General features: G+C 45.9%; 15 protein-coding genes. 1 reads left to right on the top strand and 14 read right to left on the bottom strand.

The window, feature by feature from the left end:
* Positions 1–364: 364 nt before the first annotated feature.
* From EJP82_RS25755 to EJP82_RS25740, 4 genes are all read right to left on the bottom strand, one after another.
* A complete protein-coding gene (locus EJP82_RS25755; protein WP_127194942.1) occupies positions 365–1,429 on the bottom strand; it encodes a sulfate/molybdate ABC transporter ATP-binding protein in 1,065 nt (354 codons plus the stop codon).
* 308 nt (positions 1,430–1,737) lie between these two features.
* Entirely contained in the window at positions 1,738–2,334 is a 597-nt protein-coding gene (locus EJP82_RS25750; RefSeq protein ID WP_127194941.1) for a TetR/AcrR family transcriptional regulator, read from the bottom strand.
* 5 nt (positions 2,335–2,339) lie between these two features.
* Positions 2,340–2,972, bottom strand: coding sequence for a YigZ family protein (locus EJP82_RS25745; RefSeq protein WP_127194940.1), 633 nt, complete (start codon positions 2,970–2,972; stop codon positions 2,340–2,342).
* A 104-nt stretch (positions 2,973–3,076) separates the two neighbouring features.
* On the bottom strand, positions 3,077–4,432 hold the full coding sequence (locus tag EJP82_RS25740; protein ID WP_127194939.1) for a glucose-6-phosphate isomerase: 1,356 nt from the start codon (positions 4,430–4,432) through the stop codon (positions 3,077–3,079).
* Between the two features lie 168 nt (positions 4,433–4,600).
* On the opposite strand from EJP82_RS25740, the gene EJP82_RS25735 reads away from it, so the two are divergent.
* A complete protein-coding gene (locus EJP82_RS25735) occupies positions 4,601–5,497 on the top strand; it encodes an NAD(P)-dependent oxidoreductase (RefSeq protein WP_127194938.1) in 897 nt (298 codons plus the stop codon).
* A 99-nt stretch (positions 5,498–5,596) separates the two neighbouring features.
* On the opposite strand, the gene ppnP is transcribed toward EJP82_RS25735, so the two are convergent.
* The 10 genes from ppnP to EJP82_RS25685 all read right to left on the bottom strand — a co-directional run bounded on the left by ppnP (position 5,597) and on the right by EJP82_RS25685 (position 21,466).
* Entirely contained in the window at positions 5,597–5,917 is a 321-nt protein-coding gene (gene ppnP / locus EJP82_RS25730; protein WP_127194937.1) for a pyrimidine/purine nucleoside phosphorylase, read from the bottom strand.
* A 21-nt stretch (positions 5,918–5,938) separates the two neighbouring features.
* Positions 5,939–7,963, bottom strand: coding sequence for a transketolase (gene tkt / locus EJP82_RS25725; RefSeq protein WP_127194936.1), 2,025 nt, complete (start codon positions 7,961–7,963; stop codon positions 5,939–5,941).
* Between the two features lie 632 nt (positions 7,964–8,595).
* Entirely contained in the window at positions 8,596–11,502 is a 2,907-nt protein-coding gene (locus EJP82_RS25720) for a VWA domain-containing protein (RefSeq protein WP_127194935.1), read from the bottom strand.
* On the bottom strand, positions 11,486–13,483 hold the full coding sequence (locus tag EJP82_RS25715; protein WP_127194934.1) for a vWA domain-containing protein: 1,998 nt from the start codon (positions 13,481–13,483) through the stop codon (positions 11,486–11,488). Before EJP82_RS25715 ends, EJP82_RS25720 begins: the two co-directional genes overlap by 17 nt.
* 25 nt (positions 13,484–13,508) lie before the next feature.
* Positions 13,509–14,444 (bottom strand): DUF58 domain-containing protein, encoded by a 936-nt coding sequence (locus tag EJP82_RS25710; protein WP_127194933.1) that lies wholly within the window; start codon positions 14,442–14,444, stop codon positions 13,509–13,511.
* Entirely contained in the window at positions 14,441–15,430 is a 990-nt protein-coding gene (locus EJP82_RS25705; RefSeq protein WP_127194932.1) for an AAA family ATPase, read from the bottom strand. Before EJP82_RS25705 ends, EJP82_RS25710 begins: the two co-directional genes overlap by 4 nt.
* 27 nt (positions 15,431–15,457) lie before the next feature.
* A complete protein-coding gene (locus tag EJP82_RS25700) occupies positions 15,458–17,161 on the bottom strand; it encodes a phage tail tape measure protein (protein ID WP_127194931.1) in 1,704 nt (567 codons plus the stop codon).
* Between the two features lie 41 nt (positions 17,162–17,202).
* A complete protein-coding gene (locus tag EJP82_RS25695) occupies positions 17,203–18,117 on the bottom strand; it encodes an ABC transporter permease (RefSeq protein ID WP_127194930.1) in 915 nt (304 codons plus the stop codon).
* Positions 18,104–19,045, bottom strand: coding sequence for an ABC transporter ATP-binding protein (locus EJP82_RS25690; protein WP_127194929.1), 942 nt, complete (start codon positions 19,043–19,045; stop codon positions 18,104–18,106). Before EJP82_RS25690 ends, EJP82_RS25695 begins: the two co-directional genes overlap by 14 nt.
* Positions 19,046–19,048: 3 nt before the next feature.
* Positions 19,049–21,466 (bottom strand): DUF7408 domain-containing protein, encoded by a 2,418-nt coding sequence (locus EJP82_RS25685; RefSeq protein ID WP_127194928.1) that lies wholly within the window; start codon positions 21,464–21,466, stop codon positions 19,049–19,051.
* Positions 21,467–21,580: the final 114 nt, after the last annotated feature.

Below are 21,580 nucleotides of genomic sequence, written 5' to 3'. Positions count from 1 at the left end.
CTTCTATTTAACTCTTCGATTTATAAGTACCCACGCAAAAAAAGGAGTGTTCCAAGTTAATAGGAACACCCCTTACTATAAACCCCCATCAAAGTGTGGTGAACAGTAGAGCGGAGCAAAACGTTATGTGATTAACGTCGATCTATTGGAGGTGATATAGCGGAGAGGGCGAAATGATTCTGAAGAAGCGCAGCGTTCACCTTTGTCCCCGAATTTCCACCTTGTAAAAAGTTCAATAAAGAAATTCGGGGACAACAGTGATCGTAAGAACATTTCGGTATCATAGCCTTATCACAACCAAGACAGCGATCGAAAGATCAAACGGTTTGCATAGCTGACTCTTGTTCACCACACTTTTCCCACTCTAAATGATCACACTCAAAGGATCCCGCTTCAAAGGATTTTCCAGAATCCAATTGCTCTTATCATTAAATAGATAAGCCCGATGCACCAGTACACGAACTTCCTGACCGGTCTGTAGGGTCTCCTTCTCAAGCGAACGGAATGTCGTGAGCGTGTATCCTCCCACCTCTACTTCAACCAGCCACTCGCTGCCACGGAAATGCATATGCTTCACTTTACCAGGTGTGGTAGCTGACAGAAGTGTGAATTCATGCTCTGTCCCCACTTCGATATATTCGGGGCGAATGAGTGCACGGGTTCCAGGCCCCCCTGACTCCTCTTCAAAGCCCTTGAGATCGGATGCTTTCTCTACAAGTGTTGATTGTCCGATGAACGAAGCCACAAAAGGAGTATTTGGATTCTTATAAATATCCCACGGGGTTCCTTTTTGCTCCAATCGCCCTTGATTAATGATCATAATCTCATCCGCAACTTCAATCGCTTCTTCTTGATCATGCGTGACGAAGATAGACGTAATCCCAACACGTTCAATCAACTCTCGTAACCAGGAGCGAAGCTCATGACGGATCTTGGCATCAATCGCCGCAAACGGTTCATCCAGTAGGAGCAACTGAGGTTGTGGCGCTAACGCCCGAGCAAAGGCAACCCGCTGACGTTGTCCTCCAGACAACTGATGTGGATAACGTAGTTCGAAACCACTTAAGCCCGTCAACTCGACAAGTTCCATGACCCGCTCTTTTATCTGAGCCTTGGATATCTTCTTCACTTGAAGACCAAATGCAATATTATCATAAACCGTCATGTGTTTGAAAAGAGCGTAACTTTGGAATACAAAGCCGATGCCGCGGTCCTGAGGTGGGAGTCCACCTACACTTTGCCCATGAAACAAAATCTCACCCGCATCGGGCTGTTCCAATCCAGCTAGCATGCGAAGAATTGACGTCTTGCCCCCGCCACTCGGACCGAGTAAGCCGATCAATTGACCTTTCTCAATCCCAAAACTCACGTTATTTACCGCGTGAAAATCACCAAAATGCTTATCCAAATTTCGTACTTCCACATGCATCACAGGCCCACCCTTTCGTCGATCCCGAGTTCGGGTTTCATAGCTTCAATTCCCTTGGTTACATAGTAATAAATTATTCATATGAAAATACTTGGTTTTAGCTTCTGGAATAACTTTACCAAACCCTGCCTTTAACGTCAATCCAAACCTGCAACAAATACAGGAAAATATTGTATTACATAATGTTAAGAGGCGTGAATTTCCCGCAGGAGATCCACGCCTCTTCGTTACTCCATTAAAGTAACGTTCTAATGGGGTGCAGCTATACTAATGTAAATCGGTAAAGTGTGAATTTACAACAAACCGCTTTATGACGTCAGAGAGTAGTTTCTTTGACTTAGCATTTTGACATGCGCAATCGCAGCGGGCATGATATCTTCAAACGTCAAGCGATCCTGAATATAAAAAGAAATGAAACCATGCATACCTAAAAACATACTGAGCGGAAAAGATGGGTTGCTTTCCAGCGGATGACATTCTTGCTTCAAAAACTGACGTGCGATAAAGTCGAACATATCGAAGCATTTAGCTTGTTCGTTGCGGCAGTAAGAGAGTATTTCCTCATCTCGAAGCATGAACATAATCTCGTATTGGTATGGATGATCCAGACCAAACTTAATAAATTCCAGCATCAGTTGTTCGACCTTTGTTAAACCCTCTGAGGGAGCATCTTTGGTAACCTGCTGACAAAGTTGAGATAAATGATCGAAGTCCTGCACCACAATTGCATAGAACAATTCCGCTTTTTCCTTGAAATGATAATATAGAGAACCGTGGCTATAACCCAAATGCTGCCCGATACTCCTCATGGAAATTCCGCGATATCCTTTCGTGATGAATAAATGTCTGGCGGCATCCATAATCCTTTCCCTCGATAACTCCTTCTCCACTGCTCTTCTTGCCATAGGCGTTATTCCCCTTTAATTAAGTAAAGCTTCTCACCTTCCGTCAGTACAGCCTGCCCTTGCGTCACATCAATCATCCGGTCCTTGAAGGCTTCCGCCTCCCCATCATAAGGCAAACACAACAACGTTACCTTATCAGCGAACGTCGTCTCTCCTGTACGAACTCCTTCGGTTCTGAGCTCGTTCTCTACTTTGCCATGCCAGGTATAGTCTAGTTCTACAAAAACTTCGCGATGCAGCACCCACTCTATGACTTCCCCTGCTTCAATCGCTGCGACCGCACCATCAGTATATGCACGGATTAAGCCACCTGCCCCGAGCATGATACCACCAAAATATCTTGTCACGACAATCGCTACATTCTTGAGTCCTTGGTTCTTGATTACTTCTAGAATTGGTTTGCCAGCCGTTCCACTAGGTTCCCCGTCATCGGATTGCTTCTGAATTTCGTCCCGTTCCCCGATCATATATGCCGAACAGTTATGGGTCGCATTCCAGTGTTTCTTCTTGATGTCCTCAATAAAAGAAACAGCTTCCTCCTCGCTCTTCACCGGCATAATGTATCCGATGAATCTCGATTTCTTGATGACTATTTCCTTGCTACCAGCTGAGCGTACGCTTTTGTAAGATTCTAACATATGATCTCATCCTTATAAATGTGCCAAGAAGCAGTTCATCCGGTATACCGGTCTGAACTGCTTCCATGGCGCTTATATCTCCCCTGGAGGAAAGAGCTTGCTTATTATTCAGTAAGTCTGGATTCCAGTTCTGCTTTTTCTTTCTCGAAGCCTGGTTTGCCAAGTAAAGCAAACATATTCTTCTTGTAAGCTTCAACACCTGGTTGATCGAACGGATTAACACCCATGAGGTAACCGCTGATTCCACAAGCTTTTTCAAAGAAGTATACCAGATATCCGAAAGAATGAGGAGTTAAGTCCTGCACATTAACAACCAAGTTAGGTACTTGACCATCAGTATGTGCTAGCAATGTACCTTGGAAAGCCTTCTTGTTAACAAAATCAAGTGTCTTACCAGCTAAGAAATTCAATCCATCTAGATCAGCTGGATCGGATTCAATCGTAATATGGCTTGGTACTTCAGTAACTTGGATTACTGTTTCAAAGATATTCCGGTTACCTTCTTGAATGAACTGTCCCATCGAGTGTAGATCCGTTGAGAAGTCTACGGCTGCTGGGAAAATCCCTTTATAATCTTTCCCTTCACTTTCACCGAATAGCTGTTTCCACCATTCAGATACATAGTGCAGAGAAGGTTCATAGTTCACGAGGATTTCTGTTGCTTTACCTTTACGATACAACGCATTACGCACGGCTGCATATTGATAACTAGCGTTCTCAGCCACATTTGGATTGCTATATTCTTTAGCTGCCTCAGCTGCACCCTGCATCATTTCTTCAATGTTGATACCAGCTGTTGCGATCGGCAGAAGGCCTACAGGAGTAAGTACCGAGTAACGTCCACCTACGTCATCTGGAATAATAAAGGTTTCGTAACCTTCTTCGTTAGACAACTTCTTAAGTGCACCTTTCTCACGATCCGTTGTTGCATAGATCCGTTTGCGTGCTTCTTCTTTACCATATTTCTTCTCGAGTTCCGCACGGAAAATACGGAAAGCGATAGCAGGCTCCGTCGTTGTTCCCGATTTGGAAATAACGTTGATGGAGAAATCTTTACCTTCAATCAGATCAAGCAAGTGATTAACATAAGTTGAGCTGATGTTATTACCTGCGAAATAAACTTCCGGAGTTTTGCGCTTATCCTTAGGAAGGACATTATAGAAAGAATGAGACAACGATTCAATCGCTGCACGTGCACCGAGGTAAGATCCACCAATACCGATAACAATCAGTACGTCAGAATCATTTTGAATCTTGGTAGCTGCTTGCTGAATACGCGCAAACTCTTCTTTGTCATATGCAGTAGGAAGGTCAATCCATCCTAGATATTCCGAACCCGTGCCAGTACCGTTATGTAGCTGTTCATGAGCGATCCGAATTGATTCTGCAAGATAATCCACTTCGTGCTGGCCAACAAATTGCAGGGCTTTGCTGTAATCAAAAGTTACTGTTTTAGACATTACAATAAAAACCTCCATCTATTTATATTTATATGATCTCACTGCCTATCCTCGTTAGAACTAGAATACTGTAATTTTGAGGTGAAGACAAGGGCACAATATACACTATCTTTCCCCTTATGCTAAAATAAATAAATGCTGTTTAATTCCTAATAGAAGGTGACTATCATGAAAAAAATCGGATTTATTGGACTAGGCACCATGGGCGCCCCTATGGCTGCCAATCTCCTGAAACAAGGTTATGAAGTAATTGTGTATAATCGTACCTCCGCCAAAAGTGAAGCCTTAGCCGAGCAAGGCGCGACTATAGCTACTACACCAAGAGATGCTGCAAATGCTGTTGATACTGTCATCACCATGGTTAGTGACGACGCTTCAATTGCCGCTGTATACGAAGGCAAGGACGGTCTCCTTGCAGGACTCCAAGCTGGAACCACGGTCATCGACTGCAGTACCATTTCACCAGCGCTTGTGAAGCAGCTTGCGGAAAGTATTAAGTCCCTTGGATGCACCTTCCTTGATGCTCCTGTAACAGGAAGCTCTCCAGCCGCGATCAGTGGCACCTTAGTGTTCATGGTAGGCGGAGATGCTGAGGTATTAGCTGCTCAGACGGACATCTTCGATACCCTGGGTAAAAAGATCCTACATATGGGACCTAACGGTAGTGGAGCTGTTGCTAAGCTTGCGCATAATACGATTGTTGGTATTAACAATCTAGCGCTTGCCGAAGGATTCGCCATCGCTGCAAAATCTGGCCTACCTGCTGATGCATTTCTAGAGCTTGTTCAGCTCGGATCTGCAGGCAGCAAAGCTGCCGAACTTAAAGGACGTAAAATTATCGAACATGATTTCACCAATCAGTTCTCACTCGCACTAATGCTGAAGGACCTCAAACTTGCTTCTTCACTTACGGACGAATCCAGTATTCCATCCCCCATGCTGAATATGGCAAAGAGTTTGTTCCAAGCAGGACAAGCCGAAGGATTTGGTGACGAGGATCTCTCAGCCGTTGTGAAACTGTATGAGTCCTGGATTGGTAAAAAGATGGGCGACCCATCCATTTAAAGAGCTACCACTAAAATTTTAATAAAAAGGCAGATATAACGCTCATCCGCGGATATCTGCCTCTTTTTATGTTACTTGATATTCAACCTATAGTACGTTCTAAATTTCTGTGCTATAGGAGCAGCAATAATCAGTCACACTGCGTACTTCCAGCTTGAAGGAAGTGTGAGCGGGAACAGTGAAGGTTCCCTGGCCGCTAATCTCGATCCATTCTGTCTGTTCAGGAAGTAATACTTTCAAATCACCCGATAGAATTTCCATCACTTCCACCGTATCCGTACCAAACTCGTACTCCCCAGGAAGCATGATTCCAAGGGTAATCTTATTTCCATCCTGAAGCCAGACACTTCGGCTTGTTACCTTGCCATCAAAATAAATGTTGGCGGCCTTCTCCACTGTTACATTACTTAATTGCGTCACCGTCTCCACTCCCCTCAGAGCTTATTTCAATTGTTCTTTAACGTGATTCACAACATTTTCTACCGTAAAGCCGTACTCTTCAATGACCTTATCGCCAGGCGCAGAAGCTCCGAAGATATCGATTCCGATAACGGAACCTTTCTCACCAGCATAACGCTCCCAACCAAATGGATGTGCCATTTCTACAGCAACGCGAGCTTTAACACTTGGTAGAATAACGGAATCTTTATAAGCTTGATCTTGTTTATCGAATAGATCCCAGCTTGGTAAGCTTACAACACGAACATGAATGCCTTCTTCCGCTAATGCGGCTTGTGCTTTCACAGCAAGCTGTACTTCAGAACCGGAAGCAATGATTTGTGCTACTGGGTTACCATCCTTCGCATCAGATACTACATATCCGCCGCGTCTCACACCTTCACGAGCAAGTTCTGCACTCTTCTCAAGAATTGGTAGGTTTTGACGAGTCAATACGAGTGCTACTGGGTTGGCTTTATTCTCAACAGCGTATGCCCAAGCAGCAGATGTTTCATTACCATCAGCAGGACGAATAACCGTCAGACCCGGGATAATACGCAAGGAAGCAAGCTGTTCGATCGGTTCATGTGTAGGTCCATCTTCACCCACTGCAATACTATCATGCGTTAGCACGTAGGTTACAGGCAGTTTCATAATGGAAGCTAGACGAATTGCTGGACGAAGATAGTCTGTGAAGACGAAGAACGTTCCTCCGAATATTTTGAGTCCGCTGTGTAGTGCAACACCGTTCATTGCTGCTGCCATTGCGAATTCACGAACGCCATAATACAAGTTGCGTCCATCACGGTTCTCTGCGTTATAAACCGTCAAACCTTTTAGATGTGTCATCGTAGAGCTCTCTAGGTCAGCAGATCCACCTAGTAGTTGTGGTACACGTGCTGCTAATCCATTCAGTGCATTACCAGAAGCAATACGAGTGGATACAGCTTTATCTTCAGCGCTATATTTCGGAAGTTCAGCATCGAAATCTGCAGGAACATCGCCAGCAATAGCCGTTTCAAATTGCGCCGCAAGTTCTGGATACTGAGCTTTGTATTTAGCAAAAGACTCATCCCAGGCTTTGTTAGCTGCGATTCCACGTTCTTTAACTTTAGCGAAATGCTCGCGAACTTCTTCAGGAACGTAGAAATCTTCTTCATATACCCATTTGTAGAAGTCCTTCGTCAACTTAGCTTCTTCTGAACCTAGTGGGGAACCGTGAGTACCACCATGGCCGCCTTTACCTTGTTTGTTCGGGCTTCCGTAACCAATTACGGTTTTTACTTCAATCAATGTTGGACGTGTGGTGTCCGCTTTTGCTTCGGCAATTGCCGCTTCAATCGCAGCCAAATCGTTGCCATCCTCAACACGAAGTGATTGCCAGCCATAAGCTTCAAAACGTTTACCTACATCTTCGGAGAAGCTGAGGTTCAGCTTACCATCAAGTGAGATATCGTTGGAATCATATAGGAAGATCAATTTGCCCAGTTTCAGATGACCTGCAAGGGAAGCAGCCTCACTAGCAACACCTTCCATCAAGTCTCCGTCACCACAAATGCCGTACGTATAATGATCAACAACCTTGAAGTCGTCTTTATTGTAAGTTGCAGCTAGCTGAGTTTCAGCAAGTGCCATCCCAACAGCCATAGCCAATCCTTGGCCCAGAGGACCTGTAGTAGCATCTACACCAGCCGTGTGACCAAACTCTGGATGACCCGGTGTTTTACTTCCCCATTGACGGAATTGTTTGATCTCTTCCATTGGAAGATCGTATCCACTCAAATGTAACAAGCTGTACAGCAACATCGAACCGTGACCAGCAGATAGTACAAAACGGTCCCGATTGATCCAAGTTGGGTGATCCGGATTATGATTCATCGTTTTAGCGAACAATTGGTAACCCATCGGTGCCGAACCCATCGGCATACCAGGGTGACCGGAATTTGCTTTCTCAATAGCATCGATCGCCAACGTACGAATCGTAGTAATCGATAGATTGTCAATGGTGTTGTTGTCTGATAATGGCATGCTAATTTCCTCCTCAATATTGAAAGCTAACTGGTTCTAGATACATATTCACTCATTCATAAATCAAAACATTCAATTTGAATAGATCATTTCGACTTTATCCATTGTACCACTTCATTACCATCATTTCCATACGTTTTTCGATGCGACTTTCCTATCCTTTATTCTTACTTCTACCCCATCTGTATCAAAGTGAACATGATATTCCTTATCTCATACCCTGCCCTGAAAAGAAGTCATTTTATGCATAAGCGCTTAGTTTAGCATTGCAATTTAACTTTGCAATTCATAGATCTGAGATCTTCTATACAACCTTACCAATCCGTTCAATAGTTGTACAAACTACATTTATCTAGAGGGAACACAGGTGAAGTTGAGAAATAGATGTATATAGTGCAATTAAACTGATGCCCTGCATCAGTAGGCCAAATTTAGTTGTATTATGTGCACTTAGCACTTTAATGATCTAAGTTCATCTATGACCTTGGAATAACGTTAGCGCTCTTTCAAGTAATAATCTAGAACTGTCTTGAATGTAAAGAAAAACGCCGATTGGCGTTTTCCCTGATGCAATAGTTATAAAGCGCTGCAATAGCAGCGGCGCAAGACATGGCGGACGCTTACTAGATAGACTAGCGCTTGCCTCGGCGCTTGGCATCCAGCAGGCGGCCAAGCCGCTCTGCCCCCGGCGCGGCTTCCTCCTGCGGAGGGGAAGCCGGTGGCGGGGTCTTTGCTTGCGGCTGCGCAGCGCGCGCGGACCCCGCTGGCTCGCCCGCCGCCCCACCTTGTGGTGGGCGGGCGGGCGGTGCCTGCGCCTTCGGCGGAGCGGCGTCCCCGCCCGCGCCGCCGTAGAAGGCAGCGGCGCGGGACTTGCGCGCCGCGAGCCGGGCGAGCCCGGCGTCCGCCTCTGCGGACGCTCCGGGCTGCCCTGGGCCTGCTGCCGCGCGCGAATCCGCGCGGCGACGCCAAGGCATGGCGGCGAGTAACGCCTCCGCCATGCGGCCCCATGGCAACGCTAGACGTCGCACAGCGATGTCGGCGAGCCATAGCATCAACGCTGCGACCAGCAGCGCATAGTCCCAATCGCGAAGCGATTTGTACGGCTTGGTCGTAAACTCAAAGACCGCTTGCGGATTCTCCCAAGTCAATACTCTACCGCCCGTAAGCTCGGCAAGCGTCTGAAGCTTCTCTTGTGAATCTTCAGTGCGGAGGTGATATTCCGGTGAATAAGGGATAACAAACCCCGTACCTGTTCCCCCATCGATTGATTCTCCACCACTTTTACCCTGCAAGTTAATCAGGAAAGATCCTGAACTACTAACTTCCATTATTCCAGTGTAAACACCCGGAGAGCTCTGAACTAATGGAATTCGCGTCTCCTGAGAATCTTCTCCGGCTACTACCGCTTCCAATTCCTCCGGCACCAAGTCCCCTTCTGCCTTTACTTCAAAATGAACCTCATTACCCTGGGCCACGGTATTTACTTCATAAGGTGAAGCCGTAAATTGAGGGAACGTCCATTTCACCATCTCCGTAAACAAGTCAGAGAATTTCGCCCATTCCACCCAATCTCGTGACCATTTCCCTGTTAGATCACTTGTCCAAGCCACGCTTCGCCCAGATCCATATTGCCATCTTGCAAGTAGCGGGTCTGGCTCTGGACTAGCCAGTACGGTCTGTGCCGTGGATTTTGCCGTTGCTGCCACATAACCATAAATTTTCGGTAATCCTCCCGAGAGTAAATCTTGCCAATCTCCCGTTTGCACAAGTGCTGGCACAAATGGTTTGTCCACGATATACGTTCTAGCAATCATCGCCGCTTCTCGGCTAAAGATAGCCGGTAATGTCGTAGCGTCCTTAACGAGATAATATCGGCCTTTTGCACCTTTAGCTAGCGTTTGCAGCAACTGCACGTCCGCATCATCACCTACGGCGACAGTGGACATCGTTATTTTCTCCTCATTCATCGTAGTCAAAAGATCGTTATACCCCGAATTTAAAGCAGACTGCCCATCGGTGAGGAGGATAATATGTTTACGCTGTGCCGAAATATCTAATATTTTCTCAGTCGCACTCGCAACTGCTGGATAGATATCCGTTCCTCCCGCGCTCGGAATACTTCCAATCTTCGCGATCACGCTATCTTTATCATCCAATTTCTGCGGTTCCACGACCCACCAAGGCTGATCATCGAACGCCACGACTCCAACCGTATCCTTAGGTCTCAATAATTCAACCGTCCGCATAGCTGATTCCTTAGCAAGCTCTATCTTGTCACCGGACATACTGCCAGAACGGTCAATAACGAGAATAAGTCCCAGCGACGGAATCTCTCTTTTGCCTTCTAGCTCCATAGAGACGGGGAGCAGCTTCTCGATAGGTGTCTTATAATACCCACCCATGCCAAAGCTATCTTCGCCGCCAACCATCATAAATCCAATCCCATAAGAACGAACGGCTCCTTCGATCATCTCCATCTGTTTGCCGCCAACTTGATCACCCGAGACGTTGTTAAAAATAATGCTATCATAGGCTGCGTACTTAGCCATTTCCGAAGGGAGTAACCCCGGATCTATGACAGAATAATCGATTAATCCTGATTGAAGAACATTCTCCAGATTAGAAGAGGTACCACTCTTTCCTTCTACGATCAATACCTTAGGGCTTCCCGACACCCGGGTAAAAGCATAATTTGCATTATTAGCGGACTGCTCATCACCCTCGGCAAAGATTTCCGCCCGATAGCGATGAAGTCCCGGTGCTCGAGCCATCCCCTGCAGTGCAAAGCGATTCTCACCCTGTTCTAACGCTACTGTCTTTCTCCCGATTTCAGTATTATCTTCATACAGCCGAAGTTCTCCAGTCCCAGAATATGTACTACTAATCAATACATCAAAAGTGAAAGATTCAGCCAAATATAATTTCTCTGGTATCTGAAGTGATTCTACCGAAACATCCTTCCGATCGGGTTCGTCGTATGGCAATACATCTACCGTAATTCCTCGTTCCTTCAGTAGCTTAGCACCATTTAGAACTTCGCCTATATTTTCTTCCCCATCTGAAATGAGCACCACATGTCGGTTACCTTGCCCACCAAATAGGCTTGTTGCAAGCTGAAGACCTTTCTCCAAATGAGTAAAACCAGGATTGACCTTGCCACCAAGCGACCCTTCGGTGAGAAGAGATGTGTCCAGATTTTTTTCTACAACCGCATCGAGTCCTAAGGATACTGCCCCAATACTGTCTTTCGGTTCTTTCCCTTCACTAGCTTTCATCATCCACGCTGATACCGAGCTGGATTCTCTCATACTAGCGGACCGATCACTTAAGAAGACGACTTCTTTATCTTTGACTAGCGTGTAAGTACGAAGTCCAGCAAGTAGTAGAATAAGTAGCGTCACGATCGTAATTCGAAGACCTATAGCCCATTTCTTCCGACCACCAAGTAATCTGAAATCAGAGCGATACGCATATCGTGCACCAAAGACTAGAGGAATCAAGAGTAATAACAACCAAGGATGATCAAATTGAACGCCCACGTTGATACACCCCCCACTCCGCTAGAATAACAATCAGTGCCAGCCATGCAGCTAAATAAACCAAAGAAAAGCGTGATTTCGATGGCTGGATATCCCCCTGCAATTTGTCGCCTTCTTCACTATTTCCATCCACTACTTGCTGTGTACCATCAGCACTATTCAGCGGAAGTGGTTCACTTTCATAAATAACTGACTCCATTGAATCCGCAGCTACCTCTACATTAAATCCAGGCAGATCTGCCCCACTCTCATCACGCATTTCAAACTTCCATAATCCTGGCGTAGCTGGGCTCTCCTGCTGTGATGCAATATTCTGCCCTACACGCTGCACCGGTATTGAACTCGCCCCTAACGAAACTGCATAACCATCCTTTGGTACCCATGAAGCATCCACCGCTGATGCGGTAACTGGAACATCTATGATCGTTCCGGCGGTCACACGCCCAAGCCCAGTCGTGCGTCCTGACTGCAACCACTGCACAGCATTATTCACAAGAATCGGAAATTCGGGCCGTAGCGGTAAATCCCCTTCCGTCAGCGAGAAGAGAAATCTTAAACGTGGAACCCCAGATTCCATTCCGGCATACATCACCGGAAGTCCGTCCATTTTTAGAATTGGCTTAGCCCATGTTGGGACGGTTTCCTTCTGAAGCTCTCCAACCGGTGGCTCTGTTAGAGATAAATACCGGGTTACCGGATGACTCTCCGCCTTCATCTCTCCACTGGAAGGTTGAACTCGTTCTCCTTCGCCACCTAATGTCCAGAGCGGTGTCTCCCTGAGTAGTAAGGCCCATTCGTCTTCTTTAAGGAACGCCGGAGTCTCACCATCAACAATGACGATATCTGGGCTCTGTGTTGGCAATTTACGTGTCTCTGTATTGTCAGTTTGTCCGACACTAGCATGTTCAGAATCGAGATCCATCAAAGTCACGCGCGCTCCAGAGAGTTGCAATGCCTTCTCCAAAAATAAGTTTCCAGCAGATAATAGCAAGACATTGGGTGCACCCCCCTGTTCCCGAAATGCAAAGACTTCGTTATCTGGGGCATAGTCATCTTCTGGACTTAGTTTCAGCTTATAGACATCACCGATAGGTAACCCCTCGAAAGACACCGTAGTTCTCTTCCCGCCTTCAAGTACTGTTTGCTTGGAAGCAACTAATTTCCCATCACTATATAAATCTAAGGTCACCTCTATCGGAGAAGTACCATAATTCCGAACGACAGCCACACCAAGACCCTCAGTTGAAGACTCTTCATTCTTAACTCCGAATTGTTCAACACCTACATTTATTGCAGTCCCTTTTCTATCATTCAGAGACACCACCTCTACAGGAACGTCAAAGACGATATCTGCAGATGAATCATTCCATTGTCCATCTGTATAGAGAATTACATTAGCCTTCGGATCATCCTGTGTTAGTGCAGCCGCTAGAGACAAAGTCTCCCTGTAAGCTGCTTTGCCATAATCGACAGATAAAGATTCGATCACTTTCCGCAGTGACTTTCCGTTCGTCTCTCGGGATAGCAATACCTCAGGCTCACTTCCGAGCTTCACGAGTGATACCTCATTTCCCCGCTCAAGCGAGTCAGCGTATTGGATTAACTGTTCTTTCAATCCATGAAGTCGATTCTCTAGCTTATCGTGATTGCCTGGACTTGTGGCATCATTCCATCTTGCGCTCATGCTGGCCGACGTATCGACAATGATGACCGTATGACCTTGCGTACTTCCGTGAACCCACACGAAGGGCAGCATCAGCGCAAATACGAGCAGTGCGGCAACTAACAATTGTAACCAGAGCAACAGACGATTCTGAAGTTTTTGCCACGGACGATTCGCCTCGATATTGCGTAAAACTTGATTCCACAACAAATGGCTGGGAACGACCGTGTCGAGATATTTTCGTTTGAACAAATACATCAGTACAATAACCGGAATGGTTAGACCAAACCACAATCCTGCCCAAGACGAAATCCCCATGACGTCCCCTCCTTGTTTATTATTCCTAAGATCCGACTACCCCAGCGCCGCGCAACGTCTCGAAGATTCCCTTCTCGAGTGGCAAATCAGTTGTAACCTGTACATAACGAATTCCTCGCTCACTACAGAAGCGGGCGATCTCTGCTCGATATTGTTCCAGTGCATTACCGTATCTCTCCAGCACTTTACCCGTCAGCGCAATTTCTTTGCCCGTTCCTAGTTCACTATCAAGTAACCGTAAATCTCCACTAAGTTTAGGAAGGATTTCTTCGGGTGATAGCACCTGTACAAGTACTATCTCCTGGCCCGTAGCGAGTAGCCAAGATAGCGTTTCTCCTAAGGAGTCAATCCCGCCTTCCAACCAGAAATCAGAGAAAATCCAGGTCATCCCAGCCTGCCTTGGCATGGATTGAGGACGCCTTAACGCAGTAGCTAAGTCACCTACTCCACCTACCTTGGCATCCTGCAGGAATGTAAACAATCTAGCTGCTGAAGCCTTCCCCCGAATCGGTGGTAGTTTCCCGTCCACTTCACTTGCAAAAAGAGTAGTTTGGACTCGGTCGTATCCCGCTAATGCCATGTAGCCTACAGCAGCAGCCAGCGATTTAGCATAGTGTAATTTATTCTCAGCATGGGGAACTCCGGTTCCTTCCGCTCCAATAGAGCGATTCCCTCCGAAATCCATGGACGCCGAAACATCTAAATAAAGATTGACATGTAATTCTTGCTCATCCCAATATTGCCGGACAAATGGCCTGCCCGTTCGCGCATAAACTCCCCAATCGAAACGCCGGATATCATCTCCTGGTGCATACTCCCGGTAATCGGCGAATTCTAGAGAAGCGCCCAAACGACCCGAGCGGCGTTTCCCCTGCGTTGTTCCTCTAACTCTGCGTTTGGAAGCAATAGATAACCGCTCCAAACGAGGTATGAGAGACGGTGGAAGTAGCGGATCGATCATCTTGAACCCTCCAACGCCGATAAAATATCCTCTACCAATCGATCAGTAGACACGCCCATCGCCTGACCTTCAAAATTAAGAAACAGCCTATGACGCAGCGCAGGGATGGCCACAGCGGCAATATCACCTGTCGATATATGCATACGTCCCTTGGATATCGCTCTTACTTTCCCTACCGAAATCATCGACTGAATACCGCGAGGCCCGGAACCATATGCAACATATTTACGCACAGATTCCGGCGCAGAAGGATCATCTGGATGGGTCATCATTAAGAGTCGAACTCCATATTCCAGGACATCATCGGATAAGAGTACTTCTTTCGCTATCTGCCGGATTTTCAGCATTTCTTCTGAAGATGCCAGCTTATTAACAGTGGTTGAATTTACTGCCGTAGTGCGACGTACAATCTCCTTCAACTCCTCTGGGGAAGGATAGGTCACATTAATTTTGAGCAAAAACCGATCGAGCTGTGCTTCGGGTAATGGATACGTCCCCTCATTCTCCAATGGGTTCTGCGTCGCCAGTACAAAGAAGGGCTGTGGCAGATTCCGAGTGTCTCCAGCAACCGTTACCGTCTGCTCCTGCATCGCCTCAAGTAAAGCACTCTGAGTTTTTGGAGTGGCTCGGTTAATCTCGTCTGCAAGTACGATGCTGCTAAACACTGGACCTGGTTGAAACACCGTGTCAGCCGCACCTTGCGGTCCGAATCGAATCACATTCGTACCTGTAATATCACTCGGCATCAGATCCGGTGTGAACTGGATACGCGAGAAAGACAGATCTAGCGTATCGGCGATCGTGCGAACCAACATCGTTTTGCCAAGTCCAGGTATCCCCTCCAACAAGGCATGTCCACCTGCAAAGACACACCAGAGTAGTTCTTCTACTACATCTTGCTGCCCCACGATGACACGGGCAATTTCTTCCCGTACCGCTGATATTGTATTTTTGCAATATTCCATCTGCTCTTTTGGATCCAACATCTCTTGTCCTCCTCATCCATTCCTAACTCATGACCCGGGATCAATCTCAGTAAAATAACTTTCTACTAAGCTCTGCATGCTTTGCGGAAGATCTGTCCGCTCCAAGGATCGTTTAGCCTCCGATGCATAATCACTATATACCTCTTCGTAGGGTCGGCTTGCCCCATCAAATACAGGGGAAGTTCCCCCTTTTTGCACACTACCTCCACTAGTTGGACCACCATCATTCTGAATATTTCCATTGCCTTTGTAATCTCTAGGTGTCGTCACTAAGTTCCGTTCCCCAGTACCCAATCCGGCTCCCGAACCCGAACCAGCGCCGCTCCCAGATCCTGAACCTGAGCCAGAGCCAGAACCAGAACCAGATCCACTTCCAGATCCGGAGCCGCTCCCACTACCAGCACCACTCCCAGATCCTGAACCACTGCCTGCACCTTGTCCTTCTCCGGCACCTTGACCCTCGCCTTGTCCTGCTCCCTCTCCAGCCTCTCCTTGACCGCTCGCAGGAGTACTCGAAGTAGCTAACTGTTCCGCACTGCCACCCATGCTCCAAGTATTCGATACGGCAAGTCCTGATGCTGCCATATTCTCCGCCAAATCCAATCCTTGTTTGGCAAGAGCAGAAGCTAGCTCCGCAGCATTCTCGGCTTGCTGAGAGCTGTTTCCTGCAGCCTTCGCCGCTTGCTGCAATGCCTCATCCAAGTTCTGAAGCGCCTGCTCCATCCCAGCTTGTTCACCCTTAGCAATAGCTTCTGCAGCTTGCTGTAACGCTTCTGCTAGCTTCTGCGCATCCGGATCATCTATTGGCGCTGTCTCTGCTAGCTGCTTCAACTCATCCGCTAGTCGTTGCCGCTCTTCAGGAGTTGAACTGACCATTTCTTTGCGAAGCGTCTCCATTTGTTCTGTAAGAGATTCGGTATCCTTCTTCTCTAAAGCCTCACTCAATCCCTTGGAGGTCGGATTTGTCTTCCATGATTCAAGCCACTTTGACTGCTCCTGTTGTTTCAACTCAAGCTTGTCTGACATTTCTTTGAGTTGCTTCATGGCTTGCTCCATACTGGCTAGCGCTTCATCAGGTTTAGAGCTATCTTCCAGCGCTTGTCTCAAGCTACTTAGTTCTTTGGCCAACGGATCACTCACAAGCGGTTCCAGGTTACGTTCTTCTAATTCCTTGGCCAGTTTATCCGTATCTTTCTTCTGCTCATCTACCCATTGCTGTTCTAGCTTTTTCTGCGCAATAACCTCATTCATAGGGTTCGGGAGTACAGCAAGCAATATGACTACCAGTAATCCTGCCGCAATAGGAATCCACATCTTACGCTTGAACGGAAAAGGAAGGCGTTCCTTGAGATCACGGATATAAGCCCCACCGTATTCTATTGCCTGGTTTCGCTGTAAGGAAGCAGCCGGGACATCAGCAGCAGCAAATTCTAGTGATGTTGTCATTGCATCCAAACGCTCTACTCCACTTTCCGTACGATCCATCTCACGTGCAACTTCGATATAGGAAATTGGCATAAGTAATCCTCTTACCAGACCAGTGATCGTGAGGATAACGAAACTTCCAAAGGCATACCATAGAAGCCCTTCAACTGGCCACAGTCGTCCGGCCGCAAACCAAAGGATCGCAGCAACCATTCCTACCATCAGGCCGATCCTTGCACCCTTCCATCCTCGGAACCATCGTAACCGCGTACGAACCTTATTGAGTTGGCTATATATCTGCTCCACTTTTCCGCCTCCTTCCCGCAATCATTTAACGTCTACATCCCTTACTCTATTGGGTCCATTATTGGACTCGATTTCACTCTATTCCTTCTAACCGGACGGATATAACGGATGGCTAGCCACAGCGCAATAACGATCACTACACTATATACAATTAAAAACTGTTGCCATAATTCAATCGGCGCATCTGCATTTCCACCGTTCACTTGAAACACCGAATCTGAGAACGACGGCTCTAGTATACTAATCAATGCCCCAGCAGGATTAAGCCCTAGTATATAACCGATCCACGAATAACTAGAATAGCTAGAAGGTCCACCTGAACTATACATTTGCGTCTGCACAATGCCCATTGCAAAAATATAGGCTATCCCTGTTGCAAGAAAAATTACCAGCCCTACACCATATGTCATGATGACGGATACCATCGTTTTTTTGAAAATGGTGGAGAAGAATACGCCTAGCGCTCCCAACAGTAGCATAATGAACAAATAGAACAAGAACACGAAAATTAGCTGCTTTGGAGAAACCCCGCCGTATAGAAAAACAATGCTATAAACTGGCAACGTAGCTAAAATGACTAGTGTCATGAAGCTAAGTGAAGCTGCTAGCTTACTCAGAATAATCGTAGCTGAGCTCTGCTGTGTAGTCAGTAGCATGTTCAACGTCTGCTTCTCTCTTTCGCCGCTGATTACCCCGGCGGTCAACGCCGGCGTCATAAATGCAATCAGCACAAGCTGCGCTAGACTAAGTGCATAGAACATCAGACGACTGGTAGTTGGGTCTAGGCGTCCTCTACTCCCCATCCCGCTCGCTGTCATCACATAAATAATTCCCATACCAAGCAGCCCCATCACTAGAACATATATGAGTACCGAATAAGCTGCCCGGGGAGTCCGCATGCGTAGTACAAATTCTTTATCCAATACAGGATTGATCCATTTTCTACGCCAATTCATCACCGGATGTACCCCCTTTCGTAATTTCCAGGAATACATCTTCTAAATTAGTTTGAGCCTCATTAAAAGATACTACCTGATAACCCGATTCCATTATTCTACCTAATAGCCCCGACTGCTCAGCATCCCCGCCGCTAAAGTGAGCATGTATACCATACGAGTCACTCATAACCTGGCTGACATATGCCTCATCTCGCAATTGTTCAGCTAGTTCCTCCGAACGTTCTAGTACCCGAATATGGAGTACACGCTTGACGCGAAGACTATCTTGAATATCTGCCACCTTGCCTTGAGCTACCATGACCCCATGTTCGATTACACCGATTTCATCCACCATTTCCGCTAGCTCTGGCAAAATATGTGAGGAAATGATAATCGTCTTACCCATCAGTTTCAGTTCTTTCAATATTTCTCTCATTTCAATTCTAGCCCGTGGGTCGAGACCAGAAGCGGGTTCATCCAAAATAAGCACATCGGGATCATGTACGAGACAGCGAGCAAGACAAAGACGTTGTTTCATACCTCGAGATAAACTATCTACGTATGCATCTTTTTTATCATTCAAATTAACGAGTTCTAGCAACTGTGGAATCAGTTTCTCGCGTTCATGTCGCGGGATCCCATAACTGGCCCCATAGAAATGCAAATATTCGGTCGTCTTGAATTGATCATATACGCCAAAGAAGTCCGGCATGTACCCTATTCTTTTACGAACCTCATGTGGTTGTTCCGTCACTTCAAATCCACCAACACTCGCGCTACCTGAAGTAGGTAGAACTAGCGTGGCTAAGATGGACATTGTCGTCGATTTACCGGCCCCATTGGGTCCAACAAAACCAAATACCGTCCCTTTGGCGATAGATAGATTAACCGATTTCAAAGCTTCGAAGCTACCATAGGATTTCGTCAAATTCCTTATCTCGATCATCGGCTATTTCCTTCCTTTCAGGGAGATTTCCGGCAATGCAAAGTTAGACCAATCCGTTGTAGTAATCCGAATTTGCAACATTCCGCCTGCATTAATATAAGAATTAATATTTTCGTTGAACTCTACTTTACCATTGTTCCAGCTCAACACTTCCCACTCTTCACTATCGTTGTTCCAGAACTCCGTTGTCATGGCGCCGTTGATGTCACTTTGCATGATAGCTAGATAGGAATATTCGATACTCTCATCCTTAGGCAAAATATAATCAAAGACTGTCTCACCTTCGGACATTTGAACTCTTCCTGGACCATTTGCACTCAATTCATTAGCTGTTGTACTGCTAGCACTGCCACTGATTAGTCCATAAGGGATGTTCACATTACCATTCGCCTCAAACTTCGGTGATACTGATTGAACCCACATATTCAGGTCTTCCGATGCCACACTTTTTCCATCCACTTTATAATCACTTAATTTATCCTTATTCCATGCGAGAAACACATTATTTACCGTTGCATTGGAGCGTCCAAAATAATTATTTATAATACCTCTTTCCCGTTCCCACTCGTCGATATTACCGTAGCTAACACCGTAAGGAAAAAGAGTCGATCCATAATCACCATAGTTAGGCATACTCGTAGCTGCTGGTATAGACAAGCTCTTATTTTTTGGTAGATCTCCAAGTATAAACACTTTGCCACCTAAAATTAACGCAGAATTACTTAAATCTGATGTTGTATTGTTCGTTATATTACCCATTGGATTTCCCTGATCATCATAGCTAATATCGATATCTACTTTGCCGAACTCCCTAGTTTCTGGAGTATCGAGCCACATCTTAGCCATAGATCGATGGGTCATATCCTTCAATTTCAAAGTGGTTTTCTCATCCTGAACACTAATATATTGTCGATCTGGACCTCCAGTTTGACCCCCACTAAGTAGGCCATCCTCTCGTCCTACTAATAAATGAGTACCTGCTGCAAATTCCAGATTATAATCACCTGCACGAGGTACAAACAGGGCGGATCCAGCTATTCGATTGGCATGCCCTTTTCCATCCAGCTCCATAATACTTATATTATGTGCAAGAATTGATGATTTGCCAGATGTCCCCGCAATATAGATGCCCCCACTCGCAAGCACGGCAATCAAGGGTATGAATAGCCATGCCCATTCCCGCTTATCTAATTTCTTCAGAACATAGTACAAAATGGGTGCTACTAGAATGGCGTAAGCGAGAAGTAACCATACCAATAAAGAGAATGGTGGAAGCGTTAAGGATGGAAAATAATCTAGAATGTAATCCAATCCGGACATAAATCCACTTTGAGAGCCATATATCCCTTGAAGATTAGGTAATATGGAAAGTTTCTGGCCCAGCTCTGTACTCCATACTTCCCCATGACCACTCCATGAGTTCAAAGGCTCCATCGCCACATCATAAGCTGCATAATGAACTTCACCTTTGCCTACTAACCATGAAGCAAATAGCGGATCTTCTTCAGCTTGAAGCGAAACATTCGCTCCTTCTTTGGGTTTGGCTTGTGATATTGGAAACGGAGATTCAAATTTCAACGGCTTATCCCCGCCAATTATCGCTAATTGAGGGAGCGAAGTTACATCCGTTTGACCTATGTATTCAACTGGAGATATGTCTTCTAGTCCCTTAACCGTCTTAGCATAGCCAGAGCCACCTGCCAATACGAGAGTTCCTCCCTTAACCACCCAAGAACGAATTGCTGTAATTTGCTTGGAGCTAAGGCTGTCAGTTGAAAAATTATTAACTACAATAATATCTAAAGGATCCAGCAATGTGCTATCATCAGGAATTTGCTCCCCATTAAGCGGAATCACCGTTAAATCTCGACCCTGACTTTGTTGGTTTAGCGTTTTCAAGAAATTTAGACTGTCCGGATCTTGAGCAAGCACACCGATCAGTGTACTTGCCGTAGCACTTGATGCTAAATATGACTGACCCACTGTAAAAGGAATGTATTCACCTGACTGGGCAGTTCCTTTATAGAATCGGATCGTATTATTTCCTTTGTTAAAAGAAGCACCAGGAATCCCCAGTATCACCTTCTTCGACGTTCCGGCAGGTAGATCTACCTTTTTAACATAAGAACCACTACCATTTATATAGGAATACTCTGTCTGAACAACAATTTCCCCGGATACGTCAACATCACTTTTCAAGGTAATCGTAAGCGGGTTCCACTCACCATCTTTGATATACCCGTTATATCCCATTTCGCTTTGAATACTAATCGCTGGCTGAGCCGCATAAGCCGACTGTGGCAACACCCCAGCAAGAATTATCATGACTGCTAGCCAAAGTGAAACCAAGCTAGTTATCCGTTTTACATGAGGAAGAAACAAGTGATTCTCTCCTTTCTGAATTAAAAGTACCTTTGCCAACTATAACGACTTCTAAATAGGTAAAGTTACATAGATTGCTATTTTCCACAGTAAAACAAAAACCGCCTAGCGAGATGAACTGCACCCCAATTGTTAGACACAACTAACAATTGG

The sequence above is a fragment of the Paenibacillus anaericanus genome, from assembly GCF_003994475.1.
GTDB lineage: Bacteria > Bacillota > Bacilli > Paenibacillales > Paenibacillaceae > Fontibacillus > Fontibacillus anaericanus.
The sequence above is the reverse complement of the archived record's forward strand: the minus strand, read 5'-3'. Positions and strand labels throughout refer to the sequence as shown.

Bases quoted from the DNA above. Each gene is read 5' to 3' on its own strand.
- EJP82_RS25755 (WP_127194942.1), bottom strand. From the start codon at position 1,429: ATGCATGTGGAAGTACGAAATTTGGATAAGCATTTTGGTGATTTTCAC.
- EJP82_RS25750 (WP_127194941.1), bottom strand. From the start codon at position 2,334: ATGGCAAGAAGAGCAGTGGAGAAGGAGTTATCGAGGGAAAGGATTATG.
- EJP82_RS25745 (WP_127194940.1), bottom strand. From the start codon at position 2,972: ATGTTAGAATCTTACAAAAGCGTACGCTCAGCTGGTAGCAAGGAAATA.
- EJP82_RS25740 (WP_127194939.1), bottom strand. From the start codon at position 4,432: ATGTCTAAAACAGTAACTTTTGATTACAGCAAAGCCCTGCAATTTGTT.
- EJP82_RS25735 (WP_127194938.1), top strand. From the start codon at position 4,601: ATGAAAAAAATCGGATTTATTGGACTAGGCACCATGGGCGCCCCTATG.
- tkt (WP_127194936.1), bottom strand. From the start codon at position 7,963: ATGCCATTATCAGACAACAACACCATTGACAATCTATCGATTACTACG.
- EJP82_RS25715 (WP_127194934.1), bottom strand. From the start codon at position 13,483: ATGGGGATTTCGTCTTGGGCAGGATTGTGGTTTGGTCTAACCATTCCG.
- EJP82_RS25710 (WP_127194933.1), bottom strand. From the start codon at position 14,444: ATGATCGATCCGCTACTTCCACCGTCTCTCATACCTCGTTTGGAGCGG.
- EJP82_RS25705 (WP_127194932.1), bottom strand. From the start codon at position 15,430: ATGTTGGATCCAAAAGAGCAGATGGAATATTGCAAAAATACAATATCA.
- EJP82_RS25695 (WP_127194930.1), bottom strand. From the start codon at position 18,117: ATGAATTGGCGTAGAAAATGGATCAATCCTGTATTGGATAAAGAATTT.
- EJP82_RS25690 (WP_127194929.1), bottom strand. From the start codon at position 19,045: ATGATCGAGATAAGGAATTTGACGAAATCCTATGGTAGCTTCGAAGCT.